General features: G+C 69.2%; 18 protein-coding genes. 4 read left to right on the top strand and 14 right to left on the bottom strand.

All coding sequences use genetic code 11. The annotated features are described in order from the left end of the window. Positions 1-29 precede the first annotated feature (29 nt). The 4 genes from BS69_RS0110935 to BS69_RS0110915 all read right to left on the bottom strand — a co-directional run bounded on the left by BS69_RS0110935 (position 30) and on the right by BS69_RS0110915 (position 6,659). Positions 30-2,057, bottom strand: coding sequence for an acetyl-CoA carboxylase biotin carboxylase subunit (locus BS69_RS0110935; RefSeq protein WP_029941984.1), 2,028 nt, complete (start codon positions 2,055-2,057; stop codon positions 30-32). 207 nt (positions 2,058-2,264) lie between these two features. Further along, positions 2,265-4,397, bottom strand: a complete 2,133-nt coding sequence (gene scpA, locus BS69_RS0110925; RefSeq protein ID WP_029941983.1) for a methylmalonyl-CoA mutase — start codon at positions 4,395-4,397, stop codon at positions 2,265-2,267. Positions 4,398-4,444: 47 nt separating this feature from the next. Then, complete coding sequence (gene pgmG / locus BS69_RS0110920) at positions 4,445-5,824, bottom strand: phosphoglucomutase/phosphomannomutase PgmG (RefSeq protein WP_029941982.1); 1,380 nt, start codon at positions 5,822-5,824, stop codon at positions 4,445-4,447. Positions 5,825-5,876: 52 nt separating this feature from the next. Beyond that, positions 5,877-6,659: a division plane positioning ATPase MipZ gene (locus BS69_RS0110915; RefSeq protein ID WP_029941981.1), complete on the bottom strand. Its 783-nt coding sequence runs from the start codon at positions 6,657-6,659 to the stop codon at positions 5,877-5,879. A gap of 70 nt (positions 6,660-6,729) precedes the next feature. Here BS69_RS0110915 and panC point away from each other — a divergent pair, with 70 nt between their 5' ends. Both panC and BS69_RS0110905 read left to right on the top strand, forming a co-directional pair. Then, entirely contained in the window at positions 6,730-7,590 is an 861-nt protein-coding gene (panC, locus tag BS69_RS0110910) for a pantoate--beta-alanine ligase (RefSeq protein WP_029941980.1), read from the top strand. 68 nt (positions 7,591-7,658) lie between these two features. Beyond that, positions 7,659-7,967, top strand: a complete 309-nt coding sequence (locus BS69_RS0110905) for an SEL1-like repeat protein (RefSeq protein WP_029941979.1) — start codon at positions 7,659-7,661, stop codon at positions 7,965-7,967. Positions 7,968-8,052: 85 nt separating this feature from the next. Here the strand turns inward: BS69_RS0110905 and pal are convergent, their stop codons facing one another. From pal to BS69_RS0110875, 6 genes are read right to left on the bottom strand one after another with little or no spacing between them, the layout of a single operon-like run. Beyond that, on the bottom strand, positions 8,053-8,574 hold the full coding sequence (gene pal, locus BS69_RS0110900) for a peptidoglycan-associated lipoprotein Pal (protein ID WP_029941978.1): 522 nt from the start codon (positions 8,572-8,574) through the stop codon (positions 8,053-8,055). A gap of 13 nt (positions 8,575-8,587) precedes the next feature. Then, the gene (tolB, locus tag BS69_RS0110895; protein ID WP_029941977.1) at positions 8,588-9,895 is read right to left on the bottom strand and encodes a Tol-Pal system beta propeller repeat protein TolB; all 1,308 of its coding nucleotides are present in this window, start codon (positions 9,893-9,895) and stop codon (positions 8,588-8,590) included. 7 nt (positions 9,896-9,902) lie between these two features. After that, positions 9,903-10,637 carry a hypothetical protein gene (locus BS69_RS0110890; RefSeq protein WP_029941976.1) on the bottom strand — a complete coding sequence of 245 codons (735 nt, stop codon included), beginning with the start codon at positions 10,635-10,637 and terminating at the stop codon, positions 9,903-9,905. 59 nt (positions 10,638-10,696) lie between these two features. Continuing rightward, the gene (gene tolR / locus BS69_RS0110885; protein ID WP_029941975.1) at positions 10,697-11,131 is read right to left on the bottom strand and encodes a protein TolR; all 435 of its coding nucleotides are present in this window, start codon (positions 11,129-11,131) and stop codon (positions 10,697-10,699) included. Beyond that, positions 11,131-11,817, bottom strand: coding sequence for a protein TolQ (gene tolQ / locus BS69_RS0110880; protein ID WP_029941974.1), 687 nt, complete (start codon positions 11,815-11,817; stop codon positions 11,131-11,133). Before tolQ ends, tolR begins: the two co-directional genes overlap by 1 nt. After that, a complete protein-coding gene (locus BS69_RS0110875; protein ID WP_029941973.1) occupies positions 11,814-12,278 on the bottom strand; it encodes a YbgC/FadM family acyl-CoA thioesterase in 465 nt (154 codons plus the stop codon). The genes tolQ and BS69_RS0110875 overlap by 4 nt, the downstream gene beginning before the upstream one ends. Before the next feature lie 111 nt (positions 12,279-12,389). Between BS69_RS0110875 and BS69_RS0110870 the strand changes: the two genes are divergently transcribed. Both BS69_RS0110870 and BS69_RS0110865 read left to right on the top strand, forming a co-directional pair. Further along, positions 12,390-12,926 carry a hypothetical protein gene (locus BS69_RS0110870; RefSeq protein WP_029941972.1) on the top strand — a complete coding sequence of 179 codons (537 nt, stop codon included), beginning with the start codon at positions 12,390-12,392 and terminating at the stop codon, positions 12,924-12,926. Continuing rightward, positions 12,923-13,129 carry a helix-turn-helix transcriptional regulator gene (locus tag BS69_RS0110865; protein ID WP_029941971.1) on the top strand — a complete coding sequence of 69 codons (207 nt, stop codon included), beginning with the start codon at positions 12,923-12,925 and terminating at the stop codon, positions 13,127-13,129. Before BS69_RS0110870 ends, BS69_RS0110865 begins: the two co-directional genes overlap by 4 nt. Here BS69_RS0110865 and BS69_RS0110860 read toward each other — a convergent pair. Genes BS69_RS0110860 through ruvA form a run of 4 tightly spaced genes read right to left on the bottom strand, consistent with a single transcriptional unit; the run spans position 13,126 to position 16,283 of the window. Further along, the gene (locus BS69_RS0110860) at positions 13,126-14,238 is read right to left on the bottom strand and encodes a DUF3089 domain-containing protein (RefSeq protein WP_029941970.1); all 1,113 of its coding nucleotides are present in this window, start codon (positions 14,236-14,238) and stop codon (positions 13,126-13,128) included. The genes BS69_RS0110865 and BS69_RS0110860 overlap by 4 nt on opposite strands. Positions 14,239-14,251: 13 nt before the next feature. Beyond that, complete coding sequence (ruvB, locus tag BS69_RS0110855; protein WP_029941969.1) at positions 14,252-15,277, bottom strand: Holliday junction branch migration DNA helicase RuvB; 1,026 nt, start codon at positions 15,275-15,277, stop codon at positions 14,252-14,254. Further along, a complete protein-coding gene (locus BS69_RS0110850) occupies positions 15,277-15,690 on the bottom strand; it encodes a GFA family protein (RefSeq protein ID WP_029941968.1) in 414 nt (137 codons plus the stop codon). The genes ruvB and BS69_RS0110850 overlap by 1 nt, the downstream gene beginning before the upstream one ends. After that, on the bottom strand, positions 15,687-16,283 hold the full coding sequence (gene ruvA, locus BS69_RS0110845; protein WP_029941967.1) for a Holliday junction branch migration protein RuvA: 597 nt from the start codon (positions 16,281-16,283) through the stop codon (positions 15,687-15,689). The genes BS69_RS0110850 and ruvA overlap by 4 nt, the downstream gene beginning before the upstream one ends. Between the last annotated feature and the right edge of the window lie 102 nt (positions 16,284-16,385).

Raw genomic sequence — 16,385 nt, 5'->3', positions numbered from 1 at the left:
AGCCCGGGATGACGCGCTTCCCGTTTTACTTACTCGAACTCGACGATGACCTGGTCGACGGCGACGCTTTCGCCGGCGCCGACGGGGGTCGCCTTGACGGTCGCGCTCTTCTCGGCGCGGAGGATGTTTTCCATCTTCATCGCCTCCATCACCGCGATCGGCTGGCCGGCCTCGACCTTGTCGCCGGGCTTGACGTCGAGGCGGGTGAGCAGCCCCGGCATCGGCGCGAGGAGCAGGCGCGATAGGTCGGGCGGGACCTTCTCGATCATGTGGCGGGCGAGCGCGGCGACCTCGGCGGTCATGACGGTGACCCGGTGGGTCGCGCCGCGGGTGGTCATTTTCCAGCTGCGGCCGTCGCGGGCGACCAGTACGGTGCGCTGACGCTGGCCGATGCGGGCGCGGACGAGCCGCTGGCCGGGGCTGTAGTCGGCGTCGAACACCAGCCCCTCGCCCTCATCGACCACGACCTTGTCGACGCTGAAGCGGACGCGGTGCTCGGCGCCGCCGTCGAGCCGGACGACATGGTCGCGTTGGCTGACCGGCGGACGGCTCAGCTGCTGGTCGATCTGGCCGGCACGAACCTCGTGCACGGTCGCGACAAAGGCGGCGATCGCCGACAGGTCGGCGGTGAGGGCCGCGTCGAGCGGCGCGCCGTGAAAGCCCTCGGGATATTCCTCGGCGATGAAGCCGGTGGTGAGCTCGCCGACACGAAAGCGCGGGTGCTGCATGATGGCGGACAGGAAATCGACATTGTGGCCGAGGCCTTCGATGCGGAAGGCGTCGAGCGCTTCCACCTGCTTGTCGGCGGCCTCGTCGCGGGTCGGGGCCCAGGTGACGAGCTTGGCGATCATGGGGTCGTAGAACATCGACACTTCGCCGCCCTCGAACACGCCATCGTCGACGCGCACGCCATCGAGGCCTCGGCGGCCGTTGGCCTTACCGTCGTCGGTCCAGCCGGGGACGGGCGGCTGGTAGTGGACGAGGCGCCCGGTCGAGGGGAGGAAGCCGCGATAGGGGTCCTCGGCATAGACGCGGTTCTCGATCGCCCAGCCGTCGATGCCGATGTCGCCTTGCGTGAAAGGCAATTTCTCGCCGGCGGCGACGCGGATCATCTGCTCGACGAGGTCGATGCCGGTGATCGCCTCGGTCACCGGATGCTCGACCTGGAGCCGGGTGTTCATCTCGAGGAAGTAGAAGCTCTTGCCCGTCGGGTCCTTGCCCGAGACGATCAGCTCGACCGTGCCCGCGCTATAATAGCCGACCGCGCGGGCGAGCGCGACGCACTGCTCGCCCATCGCCTTGCGCATCTCGGGCGTGACGAAGGGCGACGGCGCTTCCTCGACCACCTTCTGGTGGCGGCGCTGGATCGAGCATTCGCGCTCGTTCAGATAAAGGATGTTGCCGTGCTGGTCGCCGAGGATCTGGATCTCGATGTGGCGCGGGTCCTCGATGAATTTCTCGATGAAGACGCGGTCGTCGCCGAAGCTGTTCAGCCCCTCGCGCTTGGTCGCCTCGAAGCCTTCGCGGACGTCCTGCTCGGAATAGGCGAGGCGCATGCCCTTGCCGCCGCCGCCGGCCGAGGCCTTCATCATTACCGGATAGCCGATCTCGCCGGCAATCCGGACGGCATGCTCGGTGTCCTCGATCTCGCCGACGAAGCCGGGGACGACGTTGACCCCGGCGGCCTTGGCGAGCTTCTTCGATTCGATCTTGTCGCCCATCGCCGCGATGGCCTTCACCGGCGGTCCGATGAAGGCGATGCCCTCGGCGGCGAGCGCTTCGGCGAAGCTGGTGCGCTCGGACAGGAAGCCGTAGCCCGGGTGGACGGCTTCGGCGCCGGTCGCCTTGCAGGCCTCGATGATCCTGTCGGCGAGGAGATAGCTCTGTGCCGCGGGCGGAGGGCCGATGTGCACCGCTTCGTCGGCCATCTTCACGAACGGCGCGCGGGCGTCGGCATCGGAATAGACCGCGACGGTCTTGATGCCCATTCGGCGCGCGGTCTTGATGACCCGGCACGCGATTTCGCCGCGGTTGGCGATCAGGATTTTACTGAACATTCCGGCTCCACCGATAAGTCATCAGCAATGAGCCGCCGATCCAGATCGAAGGCGCGCCGATCAGAATATAATGCATCGCGCTATTCTTGAACTGCTTGCATTCGGCAACGTCGAAACAATCGCCCATCTGCGTCAAGAAGACCGCAACGAAGAAACCGAAAAAACATACAACTGCCCAAAGCGCAAAGATCGCCGCCCGCCGCCAAATCACTCCGCCGCCTCGTCCAAAGGAGGCTTATTGTGGCCGAGGAGGCGCAGCACCTCGTCGGCGGCGTCGGCGAGGTTGGTGCCGGGGCCGAAGATGGCCTGGACGCCCGCCGCGCGGAGTTCGGCATAGTCCTGGGCGGGGATGACGCCGCCGGCGATCACCTTGATGTCGGCGCGGCCCAAGTCCTTGAGGTGGCCGATCAGCTCGGGGATGAGGGTCTTGTGGCCCGCCGCCAGGCTGCTTGCGCCGACCACGTCTACGTCGCTGGTGACGGCCAGTTCGGCGGCTTCGCGCGGGGTCTGGAACAGCGGACCGGCGACGATCTCGAAGCCCAAATCGCCGAAGGCCGAGCTGACGAGATTGGCACCGCGGTCGTGGCCGTCCTGCCCCATCTTGGCGACCAGCATGCGCGGTGCGCGGCCGAGGCGGCCGGCGACGGCGACCGTGCCCTGCTTGGCCTCTTCCCACCGCTGGTCGGCGCGCTGGCCGTAGATGCCGCTGACGGGCTCGGGCTTGGTCGCATAGCGGCCGAAGGCGCGTTCGAGGGCGTCGGAGATTTCGCCCAGCGTGGCGCGGGCGCGGGCGGCCTCGACGCTGAGCGCGAGCAAATTAGCGTTGGCGCGCGCACCCTGTTCGAGCGCGTCGAGCGCGGCCCGGACCTGCCCTTCGTCGCGTGTCGCGCGGAGCTTCTCGAGCCGCTCGATCTGGCCGGCGCGGACCTTGGCGTTGTCGACCTCGAGAATGTCGAGCTCGGCCTCTTCGGGCAGGCGGTAGCGGTTGACGCCGACGATCACGGTCTCGCCCGTGTCGACCTTGGCCTGGCGCTGCGCGGCGGCTTCCTCGATCCGGCGCTTCGGGAGCCCGGCGGTTACCGCCTTGGTCATGCCGCCCATGGCTTCGACTTCCTGGATCAGCGCCCAGGCCTTTTCCTCGAGCTCGCGGGTCAGCGCTTCGACATACCAGCTGCCGCCCAGAGGATCGGCGACCGCGGTCACCCCGCTTTCCTCGGCGAGGATCAGCTGGGTGTTGCGGGCGATGCGCGCCGAGAAGTCGGTCGGAAGCGCGATCGCCTCGTCGAAGCTGTTGGTGTGGAGCGACTGGGTGCCGCCGAGCACCGCCGCGAGCGCCTCGATCGTGGTCCGGACGATGTTGTTGTAGGGGTCCTGCTCAGTGAGGCTGACGCCGCTGGTCTGGCAATGGGTCCGGAGCAGCTTCGACTTTTCGGATTTTGCCCCGAGGTCGGTCATGATCCTCGCCCACAGGGTGCGCGCGGCGCGCATCTTGGCGACCTCCATGAAGAGGTTCATGCCGATGCCCCAGAAGAAGCTCAGGCGCGGCGCGAAGGCGTCGATGTCGAGCCCCGCGGCCATCGCCGAGCGGACATATTCCATGCCGTCGGCGAGCGTGTAGGCCATCTCCTGCACCGCCGTCGCCCCGGCCTCGTGCATGTGATAGCCCGAGATGGAGATGCTGTTGAACTTCGGCATCTCGCGCGACGTGAAGGCGATGATGTCCGAGACGATCCGCATCGAGGGTTCGGGCGGATAGATGTAGGTGTTGCGGACCGCGAACTCCTTGAGGATGTCGTTCTGGATCGTGCCCGTGAGCGCGGCCCGGTCGACCCCCTGCTCCTCGCCCGCGACGATGTAGAAGGCGAGCACCGGCAGCACCGCGCCGTTCATGGTCATCGAGACCGACATTTCGCCCAGCGGAATGCCGTCGAACAGCAGCTTCATGTCCTCGACGCTGTCGATCGCGACGCCCGCCTTGCCGACATCGCCGGTCACGCGCGGGTGATCGCTGTCGTAGCCGCGGTGGGTGGCGAGGTCGAAGGCGACCGAGAGACCCTTCTGCCCGGCGGCGAGGTTGCGGCGGTAGAAGGCGTTCGATTCCTCGGCGGTCGAGAAGCCCGCATATTGGCGGATGGTCCACGGCCGGCCCGCGTACATCGTCGCATAGGGACCGCGGGTATAAGGCGCGATGCCGGGATAGCCGGGGTCGATGCCCGCCGCATCCTCGGGACCATAGACGGTCCTCAAGGTGATTCCTTCCGGAGTGGTCCGGCTGAGGTCGGCCCCGCGCGCTTCCTTGGCGGCGAGGGCCTTCCAGGCGTCCTTGTTGTCGCTCGGCATGCGCCCCCTCTACTCCGGGCACAGCCGAGGTCCAGCCCCGCGGGGGCCTAGTGGTCGGCCTCGGTCCGCTCGATCCCGCTTTGGGCGAGCTGGGCGTCGATGGTCTCGAGCAGGCGTTCGAGGCCCACCGGGTCCCTCGCCTCGGCGCGGCCGACCAGCACGTCCTGGGTGTTGGACGCGCGCAGCAGCCACCAGCCGTCGCCGGTGCTGACGCGGACGCCGTCGGTCGCATCGACCTTCGCCCCTTCGGCGGTGAGGCGGTCGCGGACTTCCTCGACCACGGCGAACTTGCGCGCCTCGTCGACCGGGAAGCGCATTTCGGGGGTGGCGATGCTCTCGGGCATCGAATCGCGCAATTCGGTCAGGCTCTTGCCCGATGCCGCCACCGCCTCGATCAACCGGACCGCGGCGTAGAGCGCGTCGTCGAAACCGTACCAGCGGTGCTTGAAGAAGATGTGGCCGCTCATCTCGCCCGCGAGCGGCGCGCCCGTCTCCTTCATCTTGGACTTGATGAGGCTATGGCCGGTCTTCCACATCAGCGGGCTGCCACCGAGTGCGGCGATGCCGTCGAACAGGGTCTGGCTGGCCTTGACGTCGGCGATGATGGTCGCGCCCGGCTGCTCCTCGAGCACCGGGCCGGCGAGGATCATCAGCAGCTGGTCGCCCCAGATCACGCGGCCCTGCCCGTCGACCGCGCCGATCCGGTCGCCGTCGCCGTCGAAGGCGATCCCGAAGTCGAGGCCCTTGTCCCGAACCAGCGCCTTCAGATGTTCGAGGTTCTTCTCGACCGTGGGGTCGGGATGGTGGTTGGGGAAGCGGCCGTCGACGTCGGTGAAGATGGTGTGATGCTCGCCCGGGAGCTTGGCCACCAGCTTCTCGAGCGCGGGGCCGGCCGCGCCGTTGCCGGCGTCCCAGCCGATCCTGAACGCGCCGCCGCGATAGTCCTTGACGAGGCGATCGACGTAGCGGTCGATGATGTCGACGTCTTCGACGCTGCCTTGGCCCTCGCTCCAGCGGCCCTCGGCGGCGCGGGCCCCGAGGGCCTGGATCGCAGCGCCGAATACCGAGCCGCCCGGAAGCAGCATCTTGAAGCCGTTATAGTCGGCCGGATTGTGGCTTCCGGTAATCTGGATCCCGCCGTCGACGTCGAGCTCGGCGACCGCCCAGTAGAGCATGGGCGAAGGCCCCTGCCCGACCCGGACGACATCGATCCCGCCTTCGGTCAGGCCGCGGACCAGCGCCGCCTCGAGCAACGGGCTGTGCTCGCGCCCGTCGCGCCCCACTGCGAGGCGCTTCGCCCCCTGGTCGCGGCCCTCGGCGGCGAAGGTGCGCCCGAGCGCATAGGCGTCCTGTTCGTGGAGGGTGCGGCCGACGATGCCGCGGATGTCATATTCGCGGAGGATGGTGGGATCGAAGCGATGAGTCATTACGGCGCCTGAACGGAGGGAGCGTCAGTTGGTTGCGAGATCGCGCGGGGGATCACGCCGCTTTGGCGGTTTCCGCGCCGGGAAGCCCCAGGCCAGCGACCATTTCGCGCAACTCCTGCCGAGCGGCGATGTGGGCGATGCCGGCTTCGCCGATCTGCTTGAGGTCGAGCAGGGTCAGTCCCTTGGGGAAGAGCTCGCGGTAGATGACGCGTTCGGACAGGCCGGGGATGACCCGGAAGCCGACCCGGCGGGCAAGCTCGTCCATCGCCGCGCCGACGCGCTGCTGGTTGTGGCTGCCGATATGCTGGAGGCGATTGCGCAGCACCACCCAGTCGACGCTCTTGCCCGCGGTCTTGGCGCGCGCGGTGCGGCTGTTCCAGATGAGCTCGGCATAGAAGCTCGGGCGGGTGACCTTGAAGGTGTCGGGATTGACCTGCCCGATGAGGTCGAGGTCGACGAAGCTGTCGTTCATCGGGGTGACGAGCGTGTCGGCCTTGAGGATCGCGGCGCGGGCGACGGCATCGTCGCGGCCCGGCGTGTCGATGACGAGGATGTCGGCTTCTTGCCCGAGCGCGGCGATCGCCGCTTCGAGCGCTTCCTCGCGCTGGTCCTCGAGCACCGCGAAGCCCGGCTGGGGCAGCTCGGTCTCGGTCCGGCGCTGGAAGGCGGCGCGGTTCTCGAGATAGCGGGTGGTGGTCCGCTGGCGATGGTCGAGGTCGAGCGCGGCGACCCGGTGGCCGGCCGCGGCGAGCGCGACGGCGGTGTGGACCGCGGTGGTCGACTTGCCCGTCCCGCCCTTTTCGTTGGCGAAGACGATGAAATGTGGCTGGCTCACTTGGTTTCTTCCCCGCCTCGCGCCTAAGCGCCTCCTGTTGGGATCATCAGTAAACCAAAGGGAATCAACGGTGCAAATCATCCGTGCGCTCGACGGGCTGGAGCTGGGTGTGGCGATGGTCCGCCAGCACGGAAACACGCTGGCGCTGGTCCCGACGATGGGGGCGCTGCACGACGGGCACCTCGCGCTGATCGCCGAGGCGCGGCGCGTCGCCGACCGGGTGGCCGCGACGATCTTCGTCAATCCGCTGCAGTTCAACGATCCCAAGGACCTGGAAAAATATCCGCGGACCGAGGAGGCGGATCTCGCCAAGCTCGAGGCGGCGGGCTGCGACCTCGTCTGGCTGCCGACCCCCGACCAGCTCTATCCGGCCGGCTTCGCCACCAGCATTTCGGTCAGGGGGGTGAGCGAGCGCTGGGAAGGCGAGCATCGTCCCGGCCATTTCGACGGCGTCGCGACGGTGGTCGCCAAGCTGCTGCTGGCGGTGCGGCCCGATATTGCGATCTTCGGCGAGAAGGACTGGCAGCAGCTGGCGGTGATCCGACGGATGGCGACCGACCTTGGGCTTGGCATCGGCATCCTCGGCCATCCCACCGTTCGCGAGGCCGATGGGCTGGCGATGTCGTCGCGCAACGCGCTGCTCGGCACGGACGAGCGGGCACAGGCGGTCGCCATTCCGCAAGTGCTCGGCGAGATTGCGCGGCAAATCCTTGCCGGCGAATCGGTCGCGGCGAGCCTCGCCAACGGAAAAGCGCGCCTGCTCGCCGCTGGATTCTCCGGAGTGGATTATTTGGCCCTGGTCGACGGCGCTTCGCTCGAACCGCTTGAAACCGTGGGCGAAAACATGCGGCTGCTGGTCGCGGCGAAGCTCGGGACGGTCCGCCTGATCGACAATATACCTGTCACTTCGGAGCAACAGGTAAGCTGGTAATTACCACGTTAACCATTCGGTGACCTGCTGGGGACGAACCTGCTTCCACACACAGGGGAGTAAGTGACATGGCCATCAGCCAGCAAGGTGCCGAATTCCTGATCCGCAGCCGTCTCGCCGACGCCGAGCGCGGCGACGTCAATGCGCTGTTCGAGCTTGGCGTGACCTATTCGACCGGCCGCGGCGGGGTCACCGTCGATCTCGTCGAGGCGCACAAGTGGTTCAACCTCGCGGCCTTGAACGGCTGCACCCGCGGGCAGGCCTGCCGTGCCGAGATCAGCGTCGAGATGACCGCCCGCGAGATCGCCGAAGCGCAGAAGTCGGCGCGCGCCTGGCTCGCCATGACCGGCCACAGCGGCGTCCGCTACGCGGCCTGATCCCGTCGTCCCGGCGCAGGCCGGGACCTCGGGCCGTCCGCACTTCCCTCGATGAGGCTCCGGCCTTCGCCGGGGCGACGGATCCTTACTTGACCACCACGGTGACCGCGCGGCGGTTCTGCGCCCAGGCGCTTTCGTCCGAGCCGGTCGCGACCGGGCGCTCCTTGCCCCAGCTGATCGTCAGCAGCCGGTTCTCCGGCACCCCCTGCGCCATCAGGAACTGCTTGGCGGCCTGGGCGCGCTTCTCGCCCAGCGCCTGATTATATTCGCGGGTGCCGCGCTCGTCGGCATGCCCCTCGACCGAGGCACGGACATTGGGATTGGCGATCAGCCACTTGGCCTGCGCCCGGAGCGTCGCCTGCGCGTCGGCCGAAATGTCCGACTGGTCGGTCCCGAAATAGATGGTGTCCGAGCCCGCCGCGGCGACCAGCGCCGACTGGCTGCCGGGCAGCTCGACCAGCCCGACATCGTCGCTGTTCGCGCCCTCGGAGCCGGTCTCGGTGCCGGTGACCGGCGCGGTGGGGGTGCTCTCGGGCGCGGGCTTGCGGCCGCAGGCGCTGAGGGCAAGCGCCAGGGCGAGGCCCGCAACGGTGACTGACTTGCGCATCTTCTTCTCCTTGTCAGCGCTGCAGGGGCGACCAGCTCGGGTCCGAGCCGTCCTGCGGGGTGGGTAGGCGGCGGGCGGCGCCGCCATTGACGTTGACCGCATAGAGGCTCGAGCGGCCGTCGCGGGTGAAGCGGTTGAACATCACGAACTGGCCGTTGGGGGCCCAACTCGGGGATTCGTCCTGCCAGCCGTCGGTCAGCAATTGCTCGCCGCCGCCATTGGCGTTCATGACGCCGACGCGGAAGGCGCCGATGCGGACGAAGGCGATCTTGTCGCCGCGCGGGCTCCACGAGGGCGAGCCGGCCGGGCCGCCGAAGCTGATCCGCCGCTGGTTCGAACCGTCGGCGTCCATCACGTAGAGCTGCTGCGACCCTGAGCGATCGCTTTCGAACACGATCCGGCGGCCGTCGGGGGAGAAGCTCGGCGCGGTGTCGATGCCGGGCGCACTGGTCAGCCGCTGGGGCGCGCCCGAGCCATCTGCATTGGCGATCCAGATGTCGGTATTGCCATTGGCCGACAGCGCATAGGCGATGCGGTTGCCGTCGGGCGAGAAGCGCGGCGCGCTGGTGAGTGCAAGGCCGGGCACGAGCAGGCGCTTCTGCCCGCTCGCGATGTCGAGCACCCAGACTCGGGCGCGGCGGCCCGCGTAGCTGACATAAGCGAGCCGGCGACCGTCGGGCGAGAAGCGCGGGGTGACCACGGTCGCCTCGCCCTCGGTCAGGTAGCGAAGGTTCGCGCCGTCCGAATCCATGATCGCGATGCGCTTCTGGCGCTGGTTCTTGGGCCCGGTCTCGGCGACGAAGACGACGCGGGTGTCGAGGAAGGCCCCCTCCCCCGTGAGCCGGGCATAGATGGCATCGGCGCATTTGTGCGCGGCCCGGCGCCAGTTGTCGGTGGTCACCGCAAAGCCCTGGCGGACGAGCTCGCGGCCGGCGCCGACGTCGTAGAGGTAGCAGCCGACGGTGACCTGGCCGGGGCCGGTCGCGCGGACGAAGCCGGTGACGAGCTGCTGGCTGCCGAGCCCGCGCCAGTCGCCCCATGCCGGCGCATCGGCCTGGGCAAGGCTGTAATTGGGCAGGCCGCCCGGCCCCAGCGGCGCGAAGCGGCCGGTGCCGCGAAGGTCCGAGGCGATCACGCCCGCGATGTTGCGACCGAGTGCGAGCTCGGCGCCCTCGACCGGCATCGGCGGGACCGCGATGCTAATCGACTGGTTGACGCCGCCGCTGGTGACCTCGACGTCGACGGGCGGCGGGTCGCTCTCCTGCGCGAGCGCCGGCGATGCTGCCAGCGCGGTCAGACCCATCAGGAAAACACGCACCATCCGTTCCTCACTTCGCGGCATAGGTAAGATTGATGTTACCCCAGCCACCTTGCGCTGTGCTGTACAGTTCGGGCGGCAGGCGCAAGGGCGAACAGGCGCGGAAAACGGCCACGGCCTGATCAAAGGCGAGGTCTTCGAAGCGGGCCTTGTCGCCGCTTGCATTGGAGCGGACGAAGGTCGGCGGGCGCGACAGCCGGCCCGAGCGGTCGAGCCGCAGGTTGACCACCACGCGGATTCCGTCGGCGTCGGGGCCGAGGGTCGGCTGGCGGTCGGCGCAGGGCTGGATCTGGCGCTTGATCGCCCCGTCGACGCTGGCCTTGGCCGCCGCGCTGAAGGTCGCGGCACCCTGCTGCGCGGGCTTGGGCGCAAGGTCGGCATTGGGATTGGGAATGCCCTTGAGGAAATCGTCGCCGATCCGGCTCTGGCGCGGCGGAGCGGGCTTTGGGGGCGCAGGACGCGGCGGCGCGGGGCGCGGCGGCGTCGCGCGGACCTGCTCGACGCGCGGCGACGGGGTCGGCGGCGCGATCGGCGTCGGAAGCGGCGGGGCCGGAGCGGGTTGTGGCGCTGGCGGGGTCGGTGCCGGCGGGCTTTCGGCCGGAGCCTCAGCGGCGGGCGGCGGGGTTGCCTGCTGCGGCGCGGCAGCGGTCAGCGCCACCTCGTCGCTGTCGACGAACTCGACCTCGACCGGGGCGGGCTCGGGCGGCTTGGGCATCCGCGCGAGGCTGGTGGTCAGGAGCGCCACCAGGGCGACATGTAGGGCAAGGGCAAGCCCCGTTCCCCGCGCTTCGCCCCGGTCGACCCTCACTGGCCCTCGCCCACACTGACCAGCGCGACGCGGTTGAGGCCGGCGCGGTTGAGCTCACCCATCACCCGCATCACCTTGCCATAGTCGAGGCCCCGGTCGGCGCGCAGGTAGATGCGGCGACCCTCGGGCGGAGCCGGCTGGGCGGCGATGGCGGCGAGCTTCTGGGGTAGCGCGGCTTCGGCCACCGGCTGGTCGTCGATGAAGATCGCGCCCGTGCCGTCGAGGCTGACCTGGACCGGCTGCGCCTGCTGGTCGAGCGGCGCGGCGCGGTTCTGCGGCAGGTCGACCGGAACCCCCGCAACCAGCAGGGGTGCGGTCACCATGAAGATAATCAGCAGCACCAGCATCACGTCCACCAACGGGGTGACGTTGATCTCCGCCATCGGCGCCCGGCGCCCGCCGCGGCGGCGCTTGCCCACCGACGCGCCCATCAGCCGTCCCGCTCGAGCTCGCGGCTCAGCGTCGCGTGAAACCGGTCGGCGAAGCGGTTGAGCCTGGCCTCCAGCCGGTCGAGCCCATGGGTCAGGCGGTTGTAGGCGATCAGCGCGGGGATGGCGGCGAACAGGCCAATCGCGGTCGCGAACAGCGCCTCGGCGATGCCCGGGGCGACCACCGCCAGGCTGGTGTTGTTGGCGCCGGCAATGGCGGTGAAGCTGCGCATGATCCCCCAGACGGTCCCGAACAGGCCGATGAAGGGCGCGGCGCTGGCGACGGTGGCGAGGATGTTGAGCCGGTCCGAGAGGCGGTCGAGTTCCTGCTCGACCTCGGCGCTCATCACCGTGGTCAGCCGCTCGCGCGCGCCGCTCCGGTCGGCGCTGCCGAGCCCGACCGAACGGCGCCATTCGGTCAGCCCGGCGGTGACGATCCGGGCGCTGGGCAAGTCGTCCTTGCCGCGCGCTTCGTGGAAGGCGTCAATGTCCTTGGCCGCCCAGAAATCGCGCTCCCAGGCATTGGTCGCGGCGTTGATCCGCCGCAGCCGGGCGCCGTGGGTGAGGATGATCCCCCAGGTCCAGACACTGGCGAGCAGCAGGCCGATCATGACCGCCTTCACCACCACGTCGGCGTGGAGGAAGAGGGCGAGTGGACTCATCAGATTGGCGGCTTCCGGCGCCGTCATGCCTGCTCCTTCGTCTGGGACTGGATCTGCTGGAACCGCGCGACCCACTCCCGCGGCTGGCGGGTCGGCCGGCCGTCGGGGGTCAGGAAGGCGGCGGTGATGCGCCCCTCGGCGCAACATTCGGCTCCGCGCATGACTCGCTGCTGAATCCGGACCGAGGCGGCGCGGACTTCCTCGAGCGTCGAGACGATGACAAGGTCGTCGCCGAGCTTGGCCGGGCGAAGGTAGCGGACATGGGCCTCGGCGACGGCATAGACCCCGGTCCCGGCCTCGAGCGCGCCGCGCTGGTCGACCTCGGCCGCGCGCAGCATGTCCGAGCGGGCGCGCTCCATGAACTTCAGATAGTTGGCGTAATAGACGATGCCGGCGGTGTCCGTGTCCTCGAAATAGACGGTGAGCGCGAAGCGATGCTCCGGCCCGACGAAGCCGCCGCGATAGGGCTGGTCGAAGGATGACGCCATGGTCCGAGCCTCTAGCCGTGCCGGACTCGCGACGGAACCCCACGCGGACCCTGCTTGACAGGCAAGTAACGTGAAGGTTACATGTAACTCACAGGTTACAGGAGACGGTTCGTGAGTGATTATTCGTGGGGGCTGCTGGTCGGCGTCGGGTTCGGGCTGTTGCTGCTTCTCATCGCCAAGCTGCGCGACCGTCGCCGGCCCAAGGGAAGCCTCAGCGAACAGGCCGAGCATTATGCGCAGCGGCGGATGCGGATGCTGCCCGCGGTGCTGGTGATCTATCTTTCGCAGCAGGCGATCTACTTCTCGGCGGCCGATGGCGACCGGGCGGTCGATCACGTCAAGATCGGGGCCTGGGCGGTGCTGACGCTGCTGATGATGCTGCTGCTCGTCACCCGCGGCTTCTGGTTCTCGCCGAAGGCCCTTCGCGACATGATCGACGACGAGGCGACCCGGATGAACCGGCTGCTCGCGATCCGCAGCGCGTTCATCGCCGCGGTCGGGCTGGGCGCGCTCGTCTACACGATGCTGCCGGTGGCCCCGATCAGCGTGCGCGGCGCGCTGCACCTGGTGATCAGCCTCAGCCTCGGCATCGGCCTCCTCCACTTCCTCATGCTGGAGCGCGCCGCGCAGCGCGGGCTCGAGGCATGAGCGACAAGCTCGGCAACCGGCTGAAGGAGCGGCGGAGCGAGCTTGGCCTGACCCAGGCCGAGCTCGCCGAGCGCTGCGCGGTCAGCCGCAAGACGATCAACACGGTCGAGAACGGGGTGTTCGTCCCCTCCACCGTGCTGGCGCTGCGGCTCGCCGCCGCGCTCGAGCGGCCGGTGGAGGAATTGTTCTGGCTGGCCGACTAGCGCGCCACCGCCTCGACCAGCCGCATCAGGTCGCCCTGCGCGGCGGGGACGTCTGAGAGGTGCATCCCCCAGCCGGGGATAAACATGCCGCCGATCCCGACCTCGCCGCCGATCCGGTCGGTCCATTTCGCGCCCGGCGTGACGTTGGTGCGGATCTCGAGATAGCCGCGCTGGCCGTCGTTGACGCAGCGGGCCGAGGCGAGGCCCTCGGTGCGCAGGAAGGGTGACGGCGGGCTGCCCTCGCTCGACCAGCGGATCGGCCCGCCCGGCACCGGCAGCTGCGAGCGAGTGTACCAGTAGCTGTCGAGTGGCGCCCAGCCCTTGGTGCCGAGCGCGGCGGGATTGGTACAGGCGACGGTCATGCCCTTGGCCGGGGCCATGCCGAACAGGGCGCCGGCGGGCGGCGGATTGTTGGTGCGGTAGCTGACGTAGCTGACGACGCAGCCCTTCTGCCCGAGCCGGGTGCAGAGCGGGGTCGACTGGAAGGTGCCGCCGACGAACTTGCCCTCGGGGACCAGCACGTTGAAGCCGGGAATGATCGCCAGCGCCATCTGCTTCGCCGCCGGCTGGCCCTCGATCTCGCGCGCGATCAGCGTCTGGAGCAGCCAGCTCCCCTGGCTGTGGCCGATGAGGACATAGGGCCGCCCCTTGGCGCGGGTGGCGAGGAAGTTGCGGAAGGCCGAGCGGACGTCGCCATAGGCGAGCTCGAACCATGGCTTCGGGTCCTGGCCGAGCGCCGCCGCGCCGATCGCGGCGGTGGTCATCTGCCGGTAGATGGGGGCGAAGGTCCGGCACACGCCCGTGAAGCGGGCGAGCTGCGTGATCGCCGCGCCATTCTCCTCGGCGACCTTGAGGTCGCTGTTCATCGCCCGGTCCTGGCTGACCGTCGGATAGACGTAGAAGCAGTCGACCTTCGGGTTCTTGGCCACCGTGCTGAGCCCGGTCGAGCCATAGCCGAACTTGCTGAGCGCGGTGGTCGGCAGCGGGGTCGAGCAGACGTCGCGGCGGCCGGGCAGGCAGAGCCAGTCGGCGTCCTTGGCGTAGTCGGGCGCGATTGCGGCGGCCGGCTGGGTGGCAGCCTGAAGGGCAAGAGCGAACAGAAGCGACAAGCTGGTTTTCTCCCTAGTCGAACAGGCCGTTGGCGGTCCCCGCGGGCGGAGTCAGGCCGAGATGGGTCCAGGCCTTGCCGTTTAGGCAGCGCCCGCGTGCGGTGCGGGCGATGAGGCCGAGCTGAATGAGATAGGGCTCGATCACGTCCTCGATCGTGTCGCGCGGCTCGCTGAGGCCCGCGGCAAGCGTCTCCACCCCGACCGGGCCGCCGCCGTAGAGATCGGCGATCATGTGGAGGTAGCGGCGATCCATGGCGTCGAGGCCGAGGCTGTCGATCTCAAGCCGGCCGAGCGCGCGGTCGGCGGTGGCGGCGTCGATCGTCTCGGCCCCCGCGGCATGGGCGAAGTCGCGGACGCGGCGGAGCAGGCGGCCGGCGATTCGCGGGGTGCCGCGGCTGCGGCGGGCGATCTCGTGCGCGCCATCCTCGCTGACCGGGGCGCCGAGCAGGCTGGCGGCGCGGCGGACCACCCGTTCGAGTTCGTCGACGGTGTAGAAGTTGAGCCGGACGGGAATGCCGAAGCGGTCGCGCAGCGGGGTGGTCAGCAGCCCCTGGCGGGTGGTCGCGCCGACGAGGGTGAAGCGCGGCAGGTCGATCCGGACCGAGCGCGCCGAGGGACCCTCGCCGATCACGAGGTCGAGCGCGCGGTCCTCCATCGCCGGATAGAGGACTTCCTCGACCGCCGGATTGAGGCGATGGATTTCGTCGATGAAGAGCACGTCGCCGTCCTCGAGATTGGTGAGAAGCGCGGCGAGGTCGCCCGACTTGGCGATCACCGGTCCCGAGGTGGCGCGGAAGCCGACCCCCATTTCGCGCGCGACGATCTGCGCCAGCGTGGTCTTGCCGAGGCCCGGGGGCCCGAAGAAGAGGACATGGTCGAGTGCCTCGCCGCGCGCCTTGGCGGCGGCGATAAACACGCGCAGGTTCTCGCGCGCCCCCTGCTGGCCGACGAACTCGTCGAGATGCTTCGGGCGAAGCGCGGCGTCGACGTCCTCGCTGGTCCGTTCGGGCGTGGTGATGCGGTCGGGGTCGGTGGCCATCAGTCGTGATCAATCCCGGGCCCGCGAATCTCAACCCATTCGTGCTTGCGGCTTTCCCACACCGAAAATTGCGGGGTGGCGAAGCTCGGATCGTCGAAGGCGCCGATCGGAATCGCGATGCTGTCGGCGACGGCGACGTGCACCGACGAACCGCCGTTCACGAAATAGACGTCCGACCCGCACTCGGGACAGAAGTGGAAGGTCGCCGTACTGCCGCTGTCGCCGGCCTTCTCGAACGTGCCGGACGAGCCGCTGATTGCCACGCGGTCGCCGGGCCAGCGGGCCTGCGCCGCGAAGGCGCTCCCCGTCCGCTTCTGGCAGTTGCGGCAATGGCAGACGGACACCCTAACCGGATCGCCCGACGCGATCGCGACGAGCTGTCCGCAGCGGCAGGAGGCACGATGCTCGGTCATTTGGCGGCCTTTCGGAGGGCGAGGCGAACGAGGGCGTCGAGGGTCGCCGATGGCCCGAGTTCCTCGGCGGCGGCGGCGACGGCGGCGCTGGCTTCGGCGGGCTTGAAGCCGAGATTGGCGAGCGCGGACATGGCGTCGTTGGTCGCCGGATTGCCCGCCGCGGCGCCGGTCGCGGGGCCGAGCGCGGCGGGGAGGCCGAGCTTGCCCTGGAGTTCGAGCGCGATCCGCTGGGCAAGCTTGGGACCCACCCCATTGGCGCGCGCGATCATCGCCTTGTCGCCGGCCGAGACCGCGCGGGCGAGCTCGTCGGGGGCGAGAATCGAGAGGATCGCCAGCGCGACCTTGCCGCCGACGCCCTGGACGTTGGTGAGCTGGCGGAAGGCCTCGCGCTCTCCCGCCGAGCCGAAGGCGAACAGCGTCATCGAATCCTCGCGCACCTGGAGCTCGGTGAGGAGGACGACCTCGCCGCCCACCGCCGGAAGCGCGGACAGCGTCTTGCCGCTGGCGAGCACGAGATAGCCGATCCCGCGCACGTCGATGACGGCGCTGTCGGCATGGGTTTCGACGAGGCTGCCGGCGAGGCGGGCGATCATCAGCGGTTCGTAGCGGGCTGTCCCCCATGTCGTCGAGGCCCCACGGCATCTGTCACAATGTTCGGTGCCCGACATGTTATGGTGCTTGAGCGACGAGTCGCC

The organism is Sphingomonas astaxanthinifaciens DSM 22298 (assembly GCF_000711715.1).
Classification (GTDB): Bacteria; Pseudomonadota; Alphaproteobacteria; order Sphingomonadales; family Sphingomonadaceae; genus Sphingomicrobium; species Sphingomicrobium astaxanthinifaciens_A.
Note: the sequence above shows the minus strand (reverse complement) of the source record. Positions and strands in the feature narration are given on the sequence as shown.